This window comes from Novosphingobium sp. HR1a, assembly GCF_015594425.1.
GTDB classification, from domain to species: domain Bacteria; phylum Pseudomonadota; class Alphaproteobacteria; order Sphingomonadales; family Sphingomonadaceae; genus Novosphingobium; species Novosphingobium resinovorum_A.
Window position 1 is genome coordinate 86432 of sequence record NZ_JABXWS010000004.1, and the last position, 14892, is coordinate 101323.

Annotated in this window: 17 protein-coding genes; 10 read left to right on the plus strand and 7 right to left on the minus strand. The window is 66.4% G+C overall.

The window, feature by feature from the left end:
* Nucleotides 1-282: 282 nt before the first annotated feature.
* Complete coding sequence (locus HWN72_RS01000) at nucleotides 283-885, minus strand: TlpA disulfide reductase family protein (RefSeq protein WP_036529461.1); 603 nt, start codon at nucleotides 883-885, stop codon at nucleotides 283-285.
* Between the two features lie 19 nt (nucleotides 886-904).
* Between HWN72_RS01000 and argH the strand changes: the two genes are divergently transcribed.
* From argH to HWN72_RS01020, 4 genes are all read left to right on the plus strand, one after another.
* Nucleotides 905-2278, plus strand: coding sequence for an argininosuccinate lyase (gene argH / locus HWN72_RS01005; protein WP_211149580.1), 1374 nt, complete (start codon nucleotides 905-907; stop codon nucleotides 2276-2278).
* A gap of 7 nt (nucleotides 2279-2285) precedes the next feature.
* Entirely contained in the window at nucleotides 2286-2570 is a 285-nt protein-coding gene (locus HWN72_RS01010) for a hypothetical protein (protein WP_008829988.1), read from the plus strand.
* A 10-nt stretch (nucleotides 2571-2580) separates the two neighbouring features.
* A complete protein-coding gene (gene lysA, locus HWN72_RS01015; RefSeq protein ID WP_211149542.1) occupies nucleotides 2581-3840 on the plus strand; it encodes a diaminopimelate decarboxylase in 1260 nt (419 codons plus the stop codon).
* 120 nt (nucleotides 3841-3960) lie between these two features.
* Nucleotides 3961-4737: a bifunctional precorrin-2 dehydrogenase/sirohydrochlorin ferrochelatase gene (locus HWN72_RS01020; RefSeq protein ID WP_211149543.1), complete on the plus strand. Its 777-nt coding sequence runs from the start codon at nucleotides 3961-3963 to the stop codon at nucleotides 4735-4737.
* A gap of 147 nt (nucleotides 4738-4884) precedes the next feature.
* Here the strand turns inward: HWN72_RS01020 and ruvX are convergent, their stop codons facing one another.
* The 6 genes from ruvX to pyrE are packed head-to-tail and all read right to left on the minus strand — an operon-like array spanning nucleotide 4885 to nucleotide 9228.
* A complete protein-coding gene (gene ruvX, locus HWN72_RS01025) occupies nucleotides 4885-5355 on the minus strand; it encodes a Holliday junction resolvase RuvX (RefSeq protein ID WP_211149544.1) in 471 nt (156 codons plus the stop codon).
* Entirely contained in the window at nucleotides 5352-6473 is a 1122-nt protein-coding gene (locus tag HWN72_RS01030) for a DUF3089 domain-containing protein (protein WP_211149545.1), read from the minus strand. Before HWN72_RS01030 ends, ruvX begins: the two co-directional genes overlap by 4 nt.
* A 6-nt stretch (nucleotides 6474-6479) precedes the next feature.
* Nucleotides 6480-7400, minus strand: a complete 921-nt coding sequence (gene lepB, locus HWN72_RS01035) for a signal peptidase I (RefSeq protein WP_008831547.1) — start codon at nucleotides 7398-7400, stop codon at nucleotides 6480-6482.
* A gap of 19 nt (nucleotides 7401-7419) precedes the next feature.
* A complete protein-coding gene (gene acpS, locus HWN72_RS01040) occupies nucleotides 7420-7824 on the minus strand; it encodes a holo-ACP synthase (RefSeq protein WP_069708861.1) in 405 nt (134 codons plus the stop codon).
* Nucleotides 7825-7849: 25 nt separating this feature from the next.
* On the minus strand, nucleotides 7850-8590 hold the full coding sequence (locus HWN72_RS01045; protein ID WP_008831549.1) for a pyridoxine 5'-phosphate synthase: 741 nt from the start codon (nucleotides 8588-8590) through the stop codon (nucleotides 7850-7852).
* A 56-nt stretch (nucleotides 8591-8646) separates the two neighbouring features.
* Nucleotides 8647-9228 (minus strand): orotate phosphoribosyltransferase, encoded by a 582-nt coding sequence (pyrE, locus tag HWN72_RS01050; protein WP_008831550.1) that lies wholly within the window; start codon nucleotides 9226-9228, stop codon nucleotides 8647-8649.
* Between the two features lie 210 nt (nucleotides 9229-9438).
* Between pyrE and coxB the strand changes: the two genes are divergently transcribed.
* From coxB to HWN72_RS01075, 6 genes are all read left to right on the plus strand, one after another.
* The gene (gene coxB / locus HWN72_RS01055) at nucleotides 9439-10476 is read left to right on the plus strand and encodes a cytochrome c oxidase subunit II (RefSeq protein ID WP_211149546.1); all 1038 of its coding nucleotides are present in this window, start codon (nucleotides 9439-9441) and stop codon (nucleotides 10474-10476) included.
* Between the two features lie 30 nt (nucleotides 10477-10506).
* The gene (gene ctaD, locus HWN72_RS01060) at nucleotides 10507-12189 is read left to right on the plus strand and encodes a cytochrome c oxidase subunit I (RefSeq protein ID WP_211149547.1); all 1683 of its coding nucleotides are present in this window, start codon (nucleotides 10507-10509) and stop codon (nucleotides 12187-12189) included.
* Nucleotides 12190-12302: 113 nt separating this feature from the next.
* On the plus strand, nucleotides 12303-13229 hold the full coding sequence (locus HWN72_RS01065) for a heme o synthase (RefSeq protein WP_008831553.1): 927 nt from the start codon (nucleotides 12303-12305) through the stop codon (nucleotides 13227-13229).
* 9 nt (nucleotides 13230-13238) lie between these two features.
* Entirely contained in the window at nucleotides 13239-13364 is a 126-nt protein-coding gene (locus HWN72_RS31540; RefSeq protein WP_256434530.1) for a hypothetical protein, read from the plus strand.
* Nucleotides 13364-13951, plus strand: coding sequence for a cytochrome c oxidase assembly protein (locus HWN72_RS01070; protein ID WP_008831554.1), 588 nt, complete (start codon nucleotides 13364-13366; stop codon nucleotides 13949-13951). Before HWN72_RS31540 ends, HWN72_RS01070 begins: the two co-directional genes overlap by 1 nt.
* 82 nt (nucleotides 13952-14033) lie before the next feature.
* Nucleotides 14034-14855, plus strand: coding sequence for a cytochrome c oxidase subunit 3 (locus tag HWN72_RS01075; protein WP_008831555.1), 822 nt, complete (start codon nucleotides 14034-14036; stop codon nucleotides 14853-14855).
* The last annotated feature ends 37 nt before the right edge of the window (nucleotides 14856-14892 follow it).

The following is a 14892-nucleotide window of genomic DNA, read 5'->3' on the forward strand; positions in this document are numbered from 1 at the left end:
GTCCCGGCTAGTTCGCTTCGCTCTCAAGCCTCCCGGCCCTCCCGCAAGCGGGAGGGCAAAGCGGTGCGCTCTCATTCCCCTCCCGCTTGCGGGAGGGGGCAGGGGTGGGCAAAGCGCTACGTCAGCTTTGGGGCGCTTGCCGAAGGTCCGCTTTCCTACACACCATCCCGTCCGGTACATGGCGGCGATGCTTAGCCCATCGAACCCGGACCCAGCAAGGTGACGCCTTTTCCCTCTGGACCGGGTCACCTGCGTAAACCGTCAGCTTGAGAAGGCGCCGGCTTACTTGGCCTCGGCGATCAGCTTGAGCGCCTCGGGCGAGGTCCAGTCGTTGCCGCCGGTATAGCGCCACACTTCCTTGCCTTGCCTGTCGAACATGATGGTGACCGGCAGGTTGCCCCCGTACTGGAAGCCGAGGTCGCCCTGCTCGTCCACCCAGGGCTGGATCTGCTCCAGTTCGCGGCGGCGCAGGATTTCGACGACCTTGTCGGTCTGGCCCATGTCCTGCGAGATCGGCAGGATCGTCACGCCCAGTTCGCCCTCGCGGTCGATCAGCTTGTTGAGCGTGGGCATTTCCGCGATGCACGGTGCGCACCACGTGGCCCACAGGTTGACCAGCAGCGGCTTGCCCTTGAACGAGGAGAGGTCGAGGCTTTCGCCGGTATTGTCGACCAGGCTGACGGTCGGCATCGGCTCGCCCTTGTGCGAGCGATCGACCTTGCCGCCGGCCTCGGCGGGCTTTGCCGCGCCGGCTTGCGATGCTTCTTCGGAAGGCGCCGGTTGCGCGTCCTTGTTCCCTTTACTATCGCAGCCCGCAATCACGAGGGCCGAGGCCCCGGCCAGCGAACACAGGACGAGCGACTTGAGCGAACGGGAAGACAGCAAGGCGACAGGCTCCAATGCAATGTGGGGCGGACGGTTCGCACAGGGACCGTCGGCAATCATGCGCGAGATAAACGCCTCGATTCCCTTCGACAAGGCATTGTGGCGTCAGGACATCGCCGCCAGCAAGGCCCACGTCGCGATGTTGGGCGCCTGCGGCATCGTTTCGGACGCCGACGCGGTGACCATCCGCGACGGCCTCGACGCCGTCGCCGCCGAGTACGAAGCCAATGGTGTGCCCGAGGACTGGGACCTCGAGGACATCCACATGACCACCGAGTCGCGCCTCGCGCAGCTCATCGGTCCGGCGGCCGGGCGCCTCCACACCGCGCGCTCTCGCAACGACCAGGTCGCCACCGACTTCCGCCTCTGGGTGCGCGATGCGATGGACCAGGCCGATGCGGGGCTGCAGGCGCTGCAGGTCGCGCTGGTGACCCGTGCCGGTGAACATGCCGACAGCATCATGCCCGGCTTCACCCACCTGCAGACCGCGCAGCCGGTGACGCTGGGCCACCACCTGATGGCCTATTACGAGATGATCGGCCGCGACCGTTCGCGCTTCGCCGATGCGAGGAAGCGCATGAACCGCAGCCCGCTGGGCGCCGCCGCGCTGGCCGGCACCGGCTTCCCGATCGACCGCACGATGACCGCGCAGGCGCTGGGCTTCGACGCGCCGACCGACAACAGCCTCGATTCCGTGTCCGACCGCGACTTCGCGCTCGATTACCTGATGGCGGCCAGCCAGTGCAGCCTGCACCTCTCGCGTCTGGCCGAGGAGTTCATCATCTGGGCCAGCCAGCCCTTCGGCTTCGTGGCGCTGCCCGATGCGCTGTCCACCGGCAGCTCGATCATGCCGCAGAAGAAGAACCCGGACGCGGCCGAACTGGTGCGCGGGCACTCGGGCCGGATCTCCGGCTGCCTGATGTCGCTGATGATGACGATGAAGGGCCTGCCGCTCGCCTATTCGAAGGACATGCAGGACGACAAGCCACCGGTGTTCGAGGCCGCGAGCTTGCTGGCGCTGTCGATCGCGGCGATGACCGGCATGGTCGCCGACACCCGTTTCAAGACCGATCGCATGCGCGCCGCCGCCGAACTCGGCTTCGCCACCGCCACCGATCTGGCCGACTGGCTGGTGCGCCAGGCCGACATTCCCTTCCGCGAGGCGCACCACATCACCGGCGCCGCGGTCAAGCTGGCCGAGCAGCGCGGCGTGCCGCTCGATCAATTGCCGCTGGAGGACCTCAAGGCCATCGACAGCCGCATCGACGAGCGCGTATTCAACGCGCTCTCGGTCGAGGCCTCGGTCGCCGCGCGCAACTCGCACGGCGGCACCGCGCCCGAGCAGGTGCGCCTGCGCGTGGCGGATGCCCGCGACGCCCTGGGTCTGGAGTGATACGTCGATGAAGAAGGCCGTTCCCGTCCTGATGCTCCTCAGTCTTGCCGCGTGCGGGCAGCAGTCGGCACTCGGCCTCAAACCGGGGCAGACGATGCCGCCTGCGCCTTATGGTCGGGCGGACAAACCGTCGGCGGCGGAGCTGCTCACGCTGCCGACCATCGCCATTCCCGAGCGCAGCGTCGAACTGCGCACTCGTTCCGAGCAGCGGCAGGACGATCCCTTCGACCTGCCGCCGCCCGAGGCGCCGCAGCCCGACCCGACTACAGCCGCATCCGGCCAGCCCGAGTAAGAAATCTTCCATGGATCATTTTGCAATCACAGACGGCGCGATGAACGCCGAACAGGTGCCGCTGGCCGAAATCGCCCGCGAAGTCGGCACCCCCGTTTACGTCTATTCGCGCGCCACGCTCTCGCGGCACGCCAGGGTCTTCCGCGAAGCGCTCTCCGCGCTGCCCAACATCCACATCGCCTTCGCGGTGAAGTCCAACCCGAACCTCGCCGTCCTGCGCCTGCTGGCCAAGGAAGGCTACGGCGCGGACGTCGTCTCCGAAGGCGAGATGAACCGCGCGCTGGCGGCGGGCATGAAGGCCGGGGACGTGGTCTTCTCCGGCGTCGGCAAGACGCGCGCCGAACTGACCGCCGCAGTGCGCGCCGGGATCGGCCAGTTCAATCTCGAGAGCGAGGAAGAGGGCGTCGAACTTTCCGAGATCGCTGCGGAACTGGGCGCCAGGGCCACCTGCACCCTGCGCGTCAATCCGGACGTTGACGCACGCACGCACGCCAAGATCTCGACCGGCAAGGCCGAGAACAAGTTCGGCGTCGCTTACGACCGCGCGGCAGGGATCTACGAACGTCTCTCGGCGCTGCCGGGGCTGGAGATGCGCGGCCTTGCCGTCCACATCGGCAGCCAGATCAGCGACCTCGAACCCTCGCGTCAGGCGTTCATCAAGATGGGTGCGCTGATGGAGACGCTGCGTTCGCAGGGCCTGACCGTCACCCACATGGATCTCGGCGGCGGTCTCGGCGTGCCTTACAAGGCGACCGACGACCTGCCGACGCCCGCAGACTATGGCCGCATGGTGGCCGAGGTCGCCGGCGACTGGGGCGTCACCCTGATGTTCGAGCCGGGCCGCGTCATCACCGGCAACTCGGGCGTGCTCGTGACCGAAGTGGTGCGCGTCAAGCAGGGCACGACGAATCCGTGGATCGTCGTCGATGCGGCGATGAACGACCTCGCCCGCCCGGCGATGTACGATGCCTGGCACGACTTCGCGGCCGTGCACCCCTCGGGCGAGACGATGACCGCGAACATCGTCGGCCCCATCTGCGAAAGCTCCGACACGTTCGCCATGGCGCGCGAAATCGACGTGGTGAAGGCGGGCGACCTCGGCGTGTTCCGCACTGCCGGTGCCTATGGCGCGACGATGGCGAACACCTACAACAGCCGCGCGCTGGTGCCCGAGGTGATGGTCGACGGCGACAAGTGGGCGCTCGTCGCCAACCGCATCGAACCTGCCACGATCCTCGCCGCCGAGCAGGTTCCGGCCTGGCTGGACTGAAGGACAAGGCCCACCCCCAACCCCTCCCGCTCATCCTGAGCTTGTCGAATGGCGGAGGGGAGCGAGACTTGGCGATTTATCGCCTAGTCGCAGCGGGGTGGGCGGGCTACGCCTGACGGCATGATCGAAAGTCTCCCCCTGTTCCACCGCATCGCGGGCCGTCCGGTCGTCGTGCTTGGCGAGGGGGAAGCCGCCGCAGCCAAGCGAAGGCTGGTCGAGCGCGCAGGAGGCGTGGTCCACACCGACATTTCCGAAGGCGTAGCGGCGGGCGCTAAGCTGGCTTTCGTCGTCCACGAGGAGGAGGCGCAGGCCGAGGCGGACGTCGCGGCGGCTCGCCGCGCGGGGATGCTGGTGAACGCCACCGACCGTCCGGCCTTGTGCGATTTCACGGTGCCTTCGATCCTCGACCGTTCGCCGGTGCTGATCGCGGTGGGGACCGGGGGCGCTTCGGCGGGTCTTGCCAAGCAATTGCGGCTGCGGCTGGAAGCGCTGCTGCCGCAATCGCTGGGGGTGCTGGCGAGCGCGTTGCAGGCCGCGCGTGGCCGCTTACGCGAACGTTTCCCCGAAGCAGGCGACCGCCGCCGTGCACTCGATGCGGCGCTGACGGCGGGCGGCATACTCGATCCGCTTGTCGCGAGCAGCGCTGAGCGGGTCGACGGCTGGTTGCAGGACGCCATCGCCGATGAGGGCGAGCTTGTGGAAATCACCCTTGGCAGCGATGATCCCGACGACCTGACGCTGCGCCAGGCCCGCCTGCTGGGCGCTGCCGATGTCGTCATCCACGATCCGCGCGTGGCACCGGCCATCCTCGACCGCGCTCGCGCTGACGCACAGCGGCATGTGCTGCAAGACACCACGCCGCGCGCGGGACTGACGGTGGTGCTGACGCTGGGTTGAGGTGGCGGGGTTTCGGCAGGGTCAGGCGGAGCGGAAGGTCCGGCTTGGGTGGGGAACTGCCATATATCCTCCCCATCGCTTCGCGACAGGGAGGATCAGGCGAGGTCCGCAATTAGGGCGCCTACGGCAATTCCGTCCAGCGCCCCTCTAGAACAGCCCCCCGGCCAGCGCATCGACGGCGCCTTGCAGGATCACCGCCGCCGCTGCCGAATCGATACGCGTGGCGCGCTTGGCGCGGCTCATGTCCTGTTCGATGAGGCCGCGCTCGGCGCTGGAGGTGGACCAGCGTTCGTCCCACAGCAGGATCGGCAAACCCAGCACCGACAGGTTGCGGGCATAGGCGCGGCTCGATTGCGCGCGCGGGCCTTCGGAGCCGTCCATGTTGAGCGGCAGCCCGATGACGATGCCCTTGACCGAGCGTTCGCGGATCAGGTTTTCCATCAGCGCCTTGTCGGCGCCGAACTTGCCGCGCTTGATCGTCTTGCCGGGCGAGGCGATGCGCCAGCCGGCATCGCAGAACGCGGTGCCGATGGTCTGGGTACCGAGGTCGAGGCCGAGCAGCGCGCCCTTGTTCGGCAGGGCCTCGCGGAACTCCAGCGCGCTGGTGGTCGGAGTCACTTTTGCTGCTTCGCCAGCCACGCTTGGGTGCGCCTTTCGAAATCGGCCCTGAGGTTCGCCCAGAACAGGGTCACGTCATAGAGGTGATAGTTGTTGCCCGGCAGCACATAGGCCCCGAGGTCGAGCTTGGGCGGCGGGCCGATGTGGAGGAAGTGGTCGGGGCTGCAAGTCGCGGGGACGACCTGCGCGGCCATGTTTCCGCTCCGCGCCTTGAAGTCGGGCACGAGGGTGCCGAGGTTCGCCTCGGCCCCTGCGGCGCTGCCGGGCACGCCCGTCAGCGGATTGGTGCACAGGAACGCGCTGCCCGCCACCGACTTCGCGTCGAGCCCGGTGCGCCGTGCATAGGCCTTGAGCAGCATCGCGGTATCCGCCGGGTCGGCGACCGAAAGCCAGCTGACGATGCAGCCGTGCTCGTCCGCGCGCTCGCAGGCGGGGACGCCCATCTTCGGCAGGTCATGCTCCAGCGAGACCGGCCAGCCGATCACCCATGCCCCGACGAGGCGCTGCGCCAGCGGTGTCCCGGCGATGCGGTCGCGCATCAGGCGGCGCAGCAGGAACGCGCCCTGGCTATGGCCCGCCAGCGCGATCGGCTGGTCCGGCCTCAGGTTGCGCGTGAATATCTCGAACGAGGCGAGCACGTCGGCGTAGGCAAGGTCGATCGCCTGCGCGGCTTCGGGCTTTGCGGTCAGGAAGGTGCCGACGGCGGCCTGCCGGTAGCGCGGCGCCCAGACTTCGCCCTCGTTGAACGGGCTGGCCATGCCCTGCACGAAGAGGTTCGCGCGGTCGCGGCTGACTGTGTCGTCCAGCGCGGCGTTCCAGGCGTCACGCGCGATGTAGCTGGTGGGGTGGACGAAGAAGACCGCGACCGGGAGTTTTGTCTTGGGGGCCTCGATGCCGGGAGGGAGCCACGAGGAGGGATCGTCCTTCAGGCCCGGCCGCGCGACCCACATCGCCGGGTTGTTCCACGATTCGGGCGGCAGCGCCTGCTGTTCCGCAAAGGAAACGTTGGGCACGAAGGCCATCTCGGTCAGGTCCTCGGACCAGAACCAAAGGGCCAGCATCAGCGCCAGCACCGCTACCGTCAGTCCCGCGATGACGTAGAGGAACTTGCGCGCCATGCCCGGTCAGTACGCCTTGGCGGGATCGACGCGCGGGCGCAGGCTGGTGAAGGCCCGCCCGTCGCGCATGGAACTCCACCAGGTCAGCGGGTTCCAGCTTTGCGAGCCATCGAGCGAGAAGGTGATGAACTCCGCCCGTCCGCCGATGTCGGACAGCGGCACCGGACCGCCGAGGCCGCCGTCGGGCTGGCCCTGCCAATTGGTGGTGAAGGGCGCGCGGCTGTCCGCCGAACGGTCGCGGTCGTCACCCATCAGGAAGACGTGGCCTGCGGGGATCGTGACCTCGGGATAGTTGTCGAGGCTCTGCGTGACATAGTCGATCACCTGATAGCTGGCCCCGTTGGGCAGCGTCTCGCGGTAGGTCGGCAGTTCGTAGACCTCGCGGCCCGAGGGCAGGCGGGTGCGGTATTGCTCGAAGCCGTCGTAGCAGTGGCCCGGTTCCTGCCCTTCGCAGGTCAGCTTGTCGTCGGCGGGGATCTGCACCGGAGGCTCGATCTCGCGCGGGATGAACTTGCCGTTGAGGCGGATGCGGCCGTCGATCACGGCGATGCGGTCTCCCGGACGGGCGACGACGCGCTTGATGAGGTCGGCCTTGCGATTGCCGGGCACGACGATGACGATGTCCCCGTATGCGGGCGTGGAGCCGAGGATGCGCGTGGTCGAGCGCGGCAGCAGGTGGAAGCTCAGCGACGACCAGTTCCAGCCGTAAGGATACTTCGACACGACCAGCCGGTCCCCCACCAGCAGCCCCGGCATCATCGAGATCGAGGGGATGTAGAAAGGCTTGGCCACCAGCGAGTGGAATGCCAGCACGCCCAGCAGCATGAGGAAGAGGCCGCGTAGCTCCTGCCACCAGTTGGTGGTGCGGGGCTGCCTTGCCGGCTTGGCCTGTTCGAGGGAGTCTGGCCGGGCGGTCTGTTCGGTCATGCGGGGGGAAACTCGGCGATTAGGAGAGGGGGCGCGCTTCGATGATCACGAAGGCCTGCGCCCATGGGTGGTCGTCCGTGAGTGTCAGGTGAACCACGGCTTCATGGCCTGCGGGGATCATGGAATCCAGCCGTTCCTTCGCGCCGCCGGTCAGCGCCAGCGTCGGCGCGCCGGAGGGAGCGTTGACGACGCCGATGTCCTTCATGAACACGCCCGCCTTGAACCCGGTTCCGACCGCCTTGGAAAACGCCTCCTTGGCGGCGAAGCGCTTGGCCAGCGTGCCCGCGATCGTGTGCGGGCGGCGGGCGGCCTTGGCGCGCTCCACCTCGGTGAAGACGCGACCCAGAAAGCGGTCGCCGTAGCGTTCGAGCGAGTTGGCGATTCGCTCGATGTTGCACAGGTCCGAGCCGAGACCGATGATCATGCCCGGGCTCCCGCTTGCTTCGTCATCACCGCACCTCGTCCATCAGCGCGCGCATCTTCTTCACGCTGGCTTCCAGCCCGATGAAGATCGCCTCGCCGATGAGGTAGTGACCGATGTTGAGTTCCGCCAGTTGCGGAATCGCCGCGATGGGCTGGACGTTCTCGTACGTCAGGCCATGCCCGGCGTGCGGCTCGATGCCGTTCTTGGCCGCGAGCGCCGACATGTCGACGATGCGGCGCAACTCATGCGCCACCTGCTCGCCCTCGGCATGGGCATATTCGCCGGTGTGGAATTCCACCACCGGGGCGCCGAGCTTCATCGCGGCCTCGATCTGGCGCGGCTCGGGGGCGATGAAGAGGCTGACGCGAATCCCTGCGTCCGACAGGCGCGAGACGATGGGCGCGAGGCGATTGTGCTGGCCCGCCGCGTCGAGGCCGCCCTCGGTCGTGCGCTCCTCGCGCCGCTCGGGCACGATGCAGGCGGCGTGAGGACGGTGGCGCAGGGCGATCTCGAGCATCTCGTCGGTTGCCGCCATCTCCAGGTTGATCGGCAGGCCGGTCGCCTCCGCGACGCGGAAGAGATCGTCGTCGCGGATGTGGCGGCGATCCTCGCGCAAATGGACGGTGATGCCGTCTCCCCCTGCACGCGCCACGATCTGGGCGGCGCGGGCCGGGTCCGGATGCTCGCCGCCGCGCGCGTTGCGGATCGTCGCGACATGGTCGATGTTGACGCCGAGACGCAGGCGGGCGGGCTTGAGCACGTTCATTCTATCATCCTGAGCTTGTCGAAGGATTGTCCGATCAGGGAGCGACGTTCCGAGATTTACTGGGCGCGGCTGCCGGGCTTCACCGCCTGCGAAGAGGCCAGTTCGGGCGGCAGTTCGTCCGGCGCATACGTCGGGAAGTTGAGCGCCACGAGCGGGAAGAACGGCACGCCCAGATCCACCGATCCGGCCGAGCGATCGACCAGCGAGGCCGCGGCGATCACGGTGCCGCCGGCTTCCTCGATGGCCTTGATGGCTTCGCGGCTGGACAGGCCGGTGGTGACCACGTCCTCGACCATCAGCACCTTGTCGCCCGGTTCCAGCGAGAAACCGCGGCGCAGTTCGAAAGTGCCGGTCGGGCGCTCGACGAACATCGCGTCGACCTGCAGGGCGCGGCCCATCTCCTGGCCGATGATGACGCCGCCCATCGCGGGCGAGACGACCTTGGTGATCTGCTTGCGAATGTCGTGCGGCAGCTTGGATGCGATGGCGACGGCAAGACGTGCGGCGCGGTCGGGGTTCATCAGGACGCGGGCGCACTGAAGATAGTACGCGCTGTGGCGGCCGGACGACAGCAGGAAGTGTCCTTCCAGCAGCGCCTTGCAGGCGCGGAATTCGGCGAGGACCTCTTCTTCGAGCATTTGCAACTATACCTCTGGAGCGTTTTTCGAGTGTTCGCGCGCAGTTCGTCTGGCGCTTGCGGCAAAAATTCCCCTAGAGGCGCTTGAGACGGGCGGCAAGGCCGCGTATAGCCCGGCCCAAAGGGGGCGAAAAACGCCGCCATGACAGGGGTGCGTCTGAAGTCGTTGATACGGCACGGGCGTTCGAAGGAAGTGGAAGCGCAAAAAACCATGACATTGGGCAAGATTTCCATTGGTGCAGGAAGGGTTCGCAGAGCCCTTGGACTATCCTTTAACGGGGCTCTCGCCAGCGTGCTTACGTTCGCCGCGCCTGCAATGGCGCAGGACGCCGCCGCTCCTTCCGCCGGAAGTTATACCCCGATGAAGCCGACGCCGGGAATCGGCATGCCGGTCGACGGCGGTATCAACCTCCAGCAGCAGTTCTCGCCTACGGGTGAATACGGCGAATGGCTGCACCACGGCCTGCTGTGGATCTGCCTCATCATCTCGCTGTTCGTGCTGGCGCTGCTGGCCATCGTCATCGTGCGCTTCAACCGCCGCGCCAATCCGGTGCCGTCGAAAACCAGCCACAACACCGTGCTCGAAGTGGTGTGGACGCTGGCGCCGGTGCTGATCCTGATCGGCATCGCGGTGCCCTCGATCGACCTCATCGCCAAGCAGTACAAGCCCGCGCCCAAGACCGCGCTGACCGTCAAGGTCACCGGCAACCAGTGGTTCTGGACGTACGGATACCCGGATAACGGCGACTTCGAGGTGATCTCGAACATGCTGAACATCCCCGGCCAGCCGGTGGTCAACAACGGCGTGCGCGAAGTCGGCTCCAAGCCCTGGGACGGTCCGTCGCACCTCGAGGTCGACAACCGCATGGTCGTGCCGGTCGGCGAACCGATCCGCCTGCAGATCACCGCCACCGACGTGATCCACTCGTTCGCGGTGCCCTCGCTGTGGTTCAAGCTGGACGCGGTGCCGGGCCGCATCAACGAGAAGGTTCTCTTCATCGAGAAGCCGGGCGTTTATTACGGCCAGTGCTCCGAACTGTGCGGCGCCAAGCACGGCTACATGCCGATCGCGGTCGAGGCGCTGCCGCGTGATAAGTATAATGCCTGGGTCCTGACCCATGCCGGCGCGGAGATCGACGGGCAGAAGAAGCCTGCGGCCGCCGCCGAATCCGCTGCGGCTCCTGCCGCCGCTCCCGCCGCAGACGCTTCCGAAGCGCCTGCCGGCGAAGCGACCGCCGAAGCCGAATAAATAGCGATACGAGAGGACAGGGTCCCCACCATGGCAACCACCGCTGACCACTTCCAGGCTCACCCGGAAGACCACGGCCATCACGCCGAACACAAGCCCGCGTTCTTCGCGCGCTGGTTCATGTCGACCAACCACAAGGACATCGGCACGATGTATCTGATCTTCGCGATCTTCGCGGGGATCATCGGCGGTGCCTTCTCGGGCATGATGCGCGTCGAGCTGAACGAGCCGGGCATCCAGTATCTCGACACCTTCGCGCGCTGGTTCGGCGCGGTGAACCCGGACTTCAACACCACGCTGCACACCTGGAACGTGCTGATCACCGCGCACGGCCTCATCATGGTGTTCTTCATGGTGATGCCCGCGATCATCGGCGGCTTCGGCAACTGGTTCGTGCCGATCATGATCGGCGCGCCGGACATGGCGTTCCCGCGCATGAACAACATCTCTTTCTGGCTGACGGTGGCGGGCTTCTGCTCGCTGCTGTGCTCCGCCTTCGTGCCGGGCGGCACGGGCAACGGCGCGGGCACCGGCTGGACGGTCTATGCCCCGCTCTCGACCAGCGGTTCGCCCGGACCTGCGGTGGACTTCGGCATCTTCGCGCTGCACCTTGCCGGTGCCGGCTCGATCATGGGCGCTATCAACTTCATCACCACGATCTTCAACATGCGCGCGCCGGGGATGACCATCCACAAGATGCCGCTGTTCGTGTGGTCGGTGCTGGTGACCGCGTTCCTGCTGCTGCTCTCGCTGCCGGTCCTCGCCGCCGCGATCACCATGCTGCTGACCGACCGCAACTTCGGCACCACCTTCTTCGACGCTTCGGGCGGCGGTGATCCGGTGCTTTACCAGCACCTGTTCTGGTTCTTCGGCCACCCCGAAGTCTACATCATGATCCTGCCGGGCTTCGGCATCATCTCGCAGATCATCTCGACCTTCTCGAAGAAGCCGGTGTTCGGCTACCTCGGCATGGCTTACGCGATGGTCGCGATCGGCGTGGTCGGCTTCATCGTGTGGGCGCACCACATGTACGCCACCGGCCTTTCGGTGAACACCAAGATGTACTTCACCGCCGCCACCATGGTCATCGCGGTGCCGACCGGCGTGAAGATCTTCTCGTGGATCGCCACGATGTGGGGCGGTTCGGTGGAGTTCAAGTCGCCGATGGTATGGGCGATGGGCTTCATCTTCCTGTTCACCGTGGGCGGCGTCACCGGCGTATACCTTGCCAACGGCGGCATCGACGACGTGGTGCACGACACCTACTTCGTCGTCGCGCACTTCCACTACGTGTTGTCGCTGGGTGCGGTGACCGCGCTCTTCGCCGGGTTCTACTACTGGTTCCCGAAGATGAGCGGCCGCATGCACTCGGAGTTCCTGTCCCACGTCCACTTCTGGATCTTCTTCGTGGGCGTGAACATGATTTTCTTCCCGATGCACTTCCTGGGCCTGCAGGGCATGCCGCGCCGCTATCCGGACTACGCGGAAGCCTATACCCACTGGAACCACATCGCGACCGTGGGCTACATGGTGATGGCCTTCAGCCTGGTGATCTGGTTCATCAACATCATCTACGCCTTCACCGCAGGCAAGAAGGTGGGTGACAACTACTGGGGCGAAGGCGCGACCACGCTTGAGTGGACGCTCTCCAGCCCGCCGGCGTACCACCAGTTCGAGACCCTTCCGGTCATCGGCGAGACGGTGCACCACTGATCCCCTGCGGGCCGCCCCGGACCTGTCCGGGGCGGCCGCTAACCTTCACCGGATGGGGCTGAGACGTTCTGGCTCTCGCCTGAATCGGTCCCCGGGTGTATGGGCGGCCCATCATGACCCCCACGAATTCGATTCCTGCCGCCAACGCGGCCCCTGCGGATTGGCGCGACCTGATCGCGCTGACCAAGCCGCGCGTGATGAGCCTGGTGATCTTCACCGGCCTGTGCGGCCTGCTCGCCGCGCCTGAAAGCATCCACCCCGTCCTCGGCTTTACCGCGATCCTGTGCATCGCCATGGGCGCAGGCGGCGCCGCCGCGCTCAACCAGTGGTGGGAAGCGGACATCGACGCCGGGATGAAGCGCACCGCCAAGCGCCCGCTGCCGCAGGGCCGGCTCGATCGCACCACCGCGCGCGACTTTGCCGGTATCCTGTGCGCCGCATCGGTGTTCCTGATGGGCTTCGCGATCAGCTGGCTGGCCGCCGCGATCCTTGCGATCTCGATCGTCTACTACGCCGTGATCTACACGATTTGGCTCAAGCCCCGCACGCCGCAGAACATCGTCATCGGCGGCGGCGCGGGCGCGTTCCCGCCGTTGATCGGCTGGATCGCCGCGACCGGGCATATCTCGACGATGCCGGTCGTGCTCTTCGCGATCATCTTCTTCTGGACGCCGCCGCACTTCTGGGCGCTCGCGCTTTTCGTGAAAACCGAATATGCCAAGGTCGGCATCCCGATGATGCCGGTCGTCGCGGGCGAACGCTCGACCCGCCGCCAGATCCTCGCCTACGCCGTGCTGCTGCTGCCGCTCAGCGCGCTGCCATGGTGGCTGCCGGGCAAGGAGCATGCGGGCGCGATCTACGGCATCTCGGCGCTGGCGCTCTCCACCGTGTTCCTCGCCCTCTCGATCCGCGTTGGACTGCGCACGCGCAGCGGCGATGACGATGCCATGAAGCCCGAGAAGCAGCTGTTCGCCTACTCGGTGCTCTACCTTTTCGCCCTGTTCGCCGCGCTCGTGGTCGACCGCTACATTCCGCTTTGAGGACGTTTCATGCCCGCGCCACAGGAACAGAAGACCATCGAACAGATCCGTCGCAGCCGTAACCGCGCCCTCGGCCTCAGCCTCGCGGCCTTCGTGGTGCTGGTGTTCTGCATCTCGATCGTGAAGATGGGCTGATGGCCGGAAAGGGCGAACCCCGCTCCAACCGCAAGGTCGCGCTGACGGCCGCTTCGGCGGCGCTGGCGATGCTCGGCCTGGGGTTCGCGTCGGTGCCGCTCTACCGCATCTTCTGCCAGGTGACCGGCTACGGCGGCACCACCCAGCGCGCGGACGAGGCCAAGGCGGCCACCGTCAAGGACAGCGGCCGGACGATATCGATCCGTTTCGACGCCAATGTCGAGCGCAACATGCCCTGGCAGTTCAAGCCGCTCCAGCGCACCGACACGGTATCAATCGGCGCCCGCGACATGGCGCTGTTCTGGGCCAAGAACGACAGCGACAAGACCGTCACCGGCACCGCCAGCTTCAACGTCGAGCCCGAACAGGCCGCGCGCTACTTCAACAAGATCCAGTGCTTCTGCTTCACCGAGCAGACGCTGAAGCCCGGCGAGGAAGTGCGCATGCCGGTGCTCTACTACGTCGATCCGGCGATCCTGACCGACCCGGACAACAAGGACGTGCAGCAGATCACGCTGAGCTATACCTTCCACGTCACGCGGGTGGAGGACGCAAAGGCACTGGACCATCCGCGCACGGGCAGTTAAGCGAAGTACCAAGAACCGTCGGCCATGATAAAACAGGGCGGCAGACGGCACACGAGATTGGATGAACGGGGACGAAGGCACCATGGCAGGTACGAAGAACCACGATTACCACATTCTTCCGCCCGACATCGCGCCCCTGGCGACGACGATCGGCGCCTTCACCTTCACCACCGGCATGGTGCTGTTCATGCACAAGATGCCCGGCGGCCATTTCGTGCCCTGGGCCGGGCTCGCGATCCTGCTGGCCTCGATGTTCATGTGGTTCTCCAAGATCGTCAACGAGGCGCATGCGGGCGACCACACGCCCGTCGTCCAGTTGCACCAGCGCTACGGCATGATCCTGTTCATCGCTTCGGAAGTGATGTTCTTCGTCGGCTGGTTCTGGGCCTTCTTCGACTTCTCGCTGTTCCCATCCGAACTGGCGGACGTCATCGGCGGACAGTGGCCGCCCAAGGCGATCGAGGCGGTCATGGACCCCTTCGCCCTGCCGCTGCTCAACACGCTGATCCTGCTGTGCTCGGGCACCACCGTCACCTGGGCGCACCACTCGCTGATCCACGGCGATCGTGAAGGGCTCAAGAAGGGCCTGTGGGCGACGATCCTGCTCGGCGCGCTGTTCTCGTGCATTCAGGCCTACGAGTACATGCATGCCCCGTTCGGCTTCGGCGGCAACACCTACAGCTCGGCTTTCTACATGGCGACCGGCTTCCACGGCTTCCACGTGATCGTCGGCACGATCATGCTGATCGTCTGCCTCAAGCGCACCTACAACGGCGACTTCACGCCCCGCCAGCACTTCGGCTTCGAAGCGGCGGCATGGTACTGGCACTTCGTCGACGTGGTGTGGCTGTTCCTCTTCGTCGCAGTCTACATCTGGGGCGGCTGGGGCTATCCCACGCATTAATTTGCCCACGCACTGATCGAACAGATCGTTCATTCCG

Excerpts from the sequence above, each read along its gene's own strand:
- argH (WP_211149580.1), top strand. The coding sequence starts at position 905 with ATGTGGGGCGGACGGTTCGCACAGGGACCGTCGGCAATCATGCGCGAG.
- HWN72_RS01010 (WP_008829988.1), top strand. The coding sequence starts at position 2,286 with ATGAAGAAGGCCGTTCCCGTCCTGATGCTCCTCAGTCTTGCCGCGTGC.
- lysA (WP_211149542.1), top strand. The coding sequence starts at position 2,581 with ATGGATCATTTTGCAATCACAGACGGCGCGATGAACGCCGAACAGGTG.
- HWN72_RS01020 (WP_211149543.1), top strand. The coding sequence starts at position 3,961 with ATGATCGAAAGTCTCCCCCTGTTCCACCGCATCGCGGGCCGTCCGGTC.
- HWN72_RS01030 (WP_211149545.1), bottom strand. The coding sequence starts at position 6,473 with ATGGCGCGCAAGTTCCTCTACGTCATCGCGGGACTGACGGTAGCGGTG.
- lepB (WP_008831547.1), bottom strand. The coding sequence starts at position 7,400 with ATGACCGAACAGACCGCCCGGCCAGACTCCCTCGAACAGGCCAAGCCG.
- acpS (WP_069708861.1), bottom strand. The coding sequence starts at position 7,824 with ATGATCATCGGTCTCGGCTCGGACCTGTGCAACATCGAGCGAATCGCC.
- HWN72_RS01045 (WP_008831549.1), bottom strand. The coding sequence starts at position 8,590 with ATGAACGTGCTCAAGCCCGCCCGCCTGCGTCTCGGCGTCAACATCGAC.
- pyrE (WP_008831550.1), bottom strand. The coding sequence starts at position 9,228 with ATGCTCGAAGAAGAGGTCCTCGCCGAATTCCGCGCCTGCAAGGCGCTG.
- coxB (WP_211149546.1), top strand. The coding sequence starts at position 9,439 with ATGACATTGGGCAAGATTTCCATTGGTGCAGGAAGGGTTCGCAGAGCC.
- ctaD (WP_211149547.1), top strand. The coding sequence starts at position 10,507 with ATGGCAACCACCGCTGACCACTTCCAGGCTCACCCGGAAGACCACGGC.
- HWN72_RS01065 (WP_008831553.1), top strand. The coding sequence starts at position 12,303 with ATGACCCCCACGAATTCGATTCCTGCCGCCAACGCGGCCCCTGCGGAT.
- HWN72_RS31540 (WP_256434530.1), top strand. The coding sequence starts at position 13,239 with ATGCCCGCGCCACAGGAACAGAAGACCATCGAACAGATCCGTCGCAGC.
- HWN72_RS01070 (WP_008831554.1), top strand. The coding sequence starts at position 13,364 with ATGGCCGGAAAGGGCGAACCCCGCTCCAACCGCAAGGTCGCGCTGACG.
- HWN72_RS01075 (WP_008831555.1), top strand. The coding sequence starts at position 14,034 with ATGGCAGGTACGAAGAACCACGATTACCACATTCTTCCGCCCGACATC.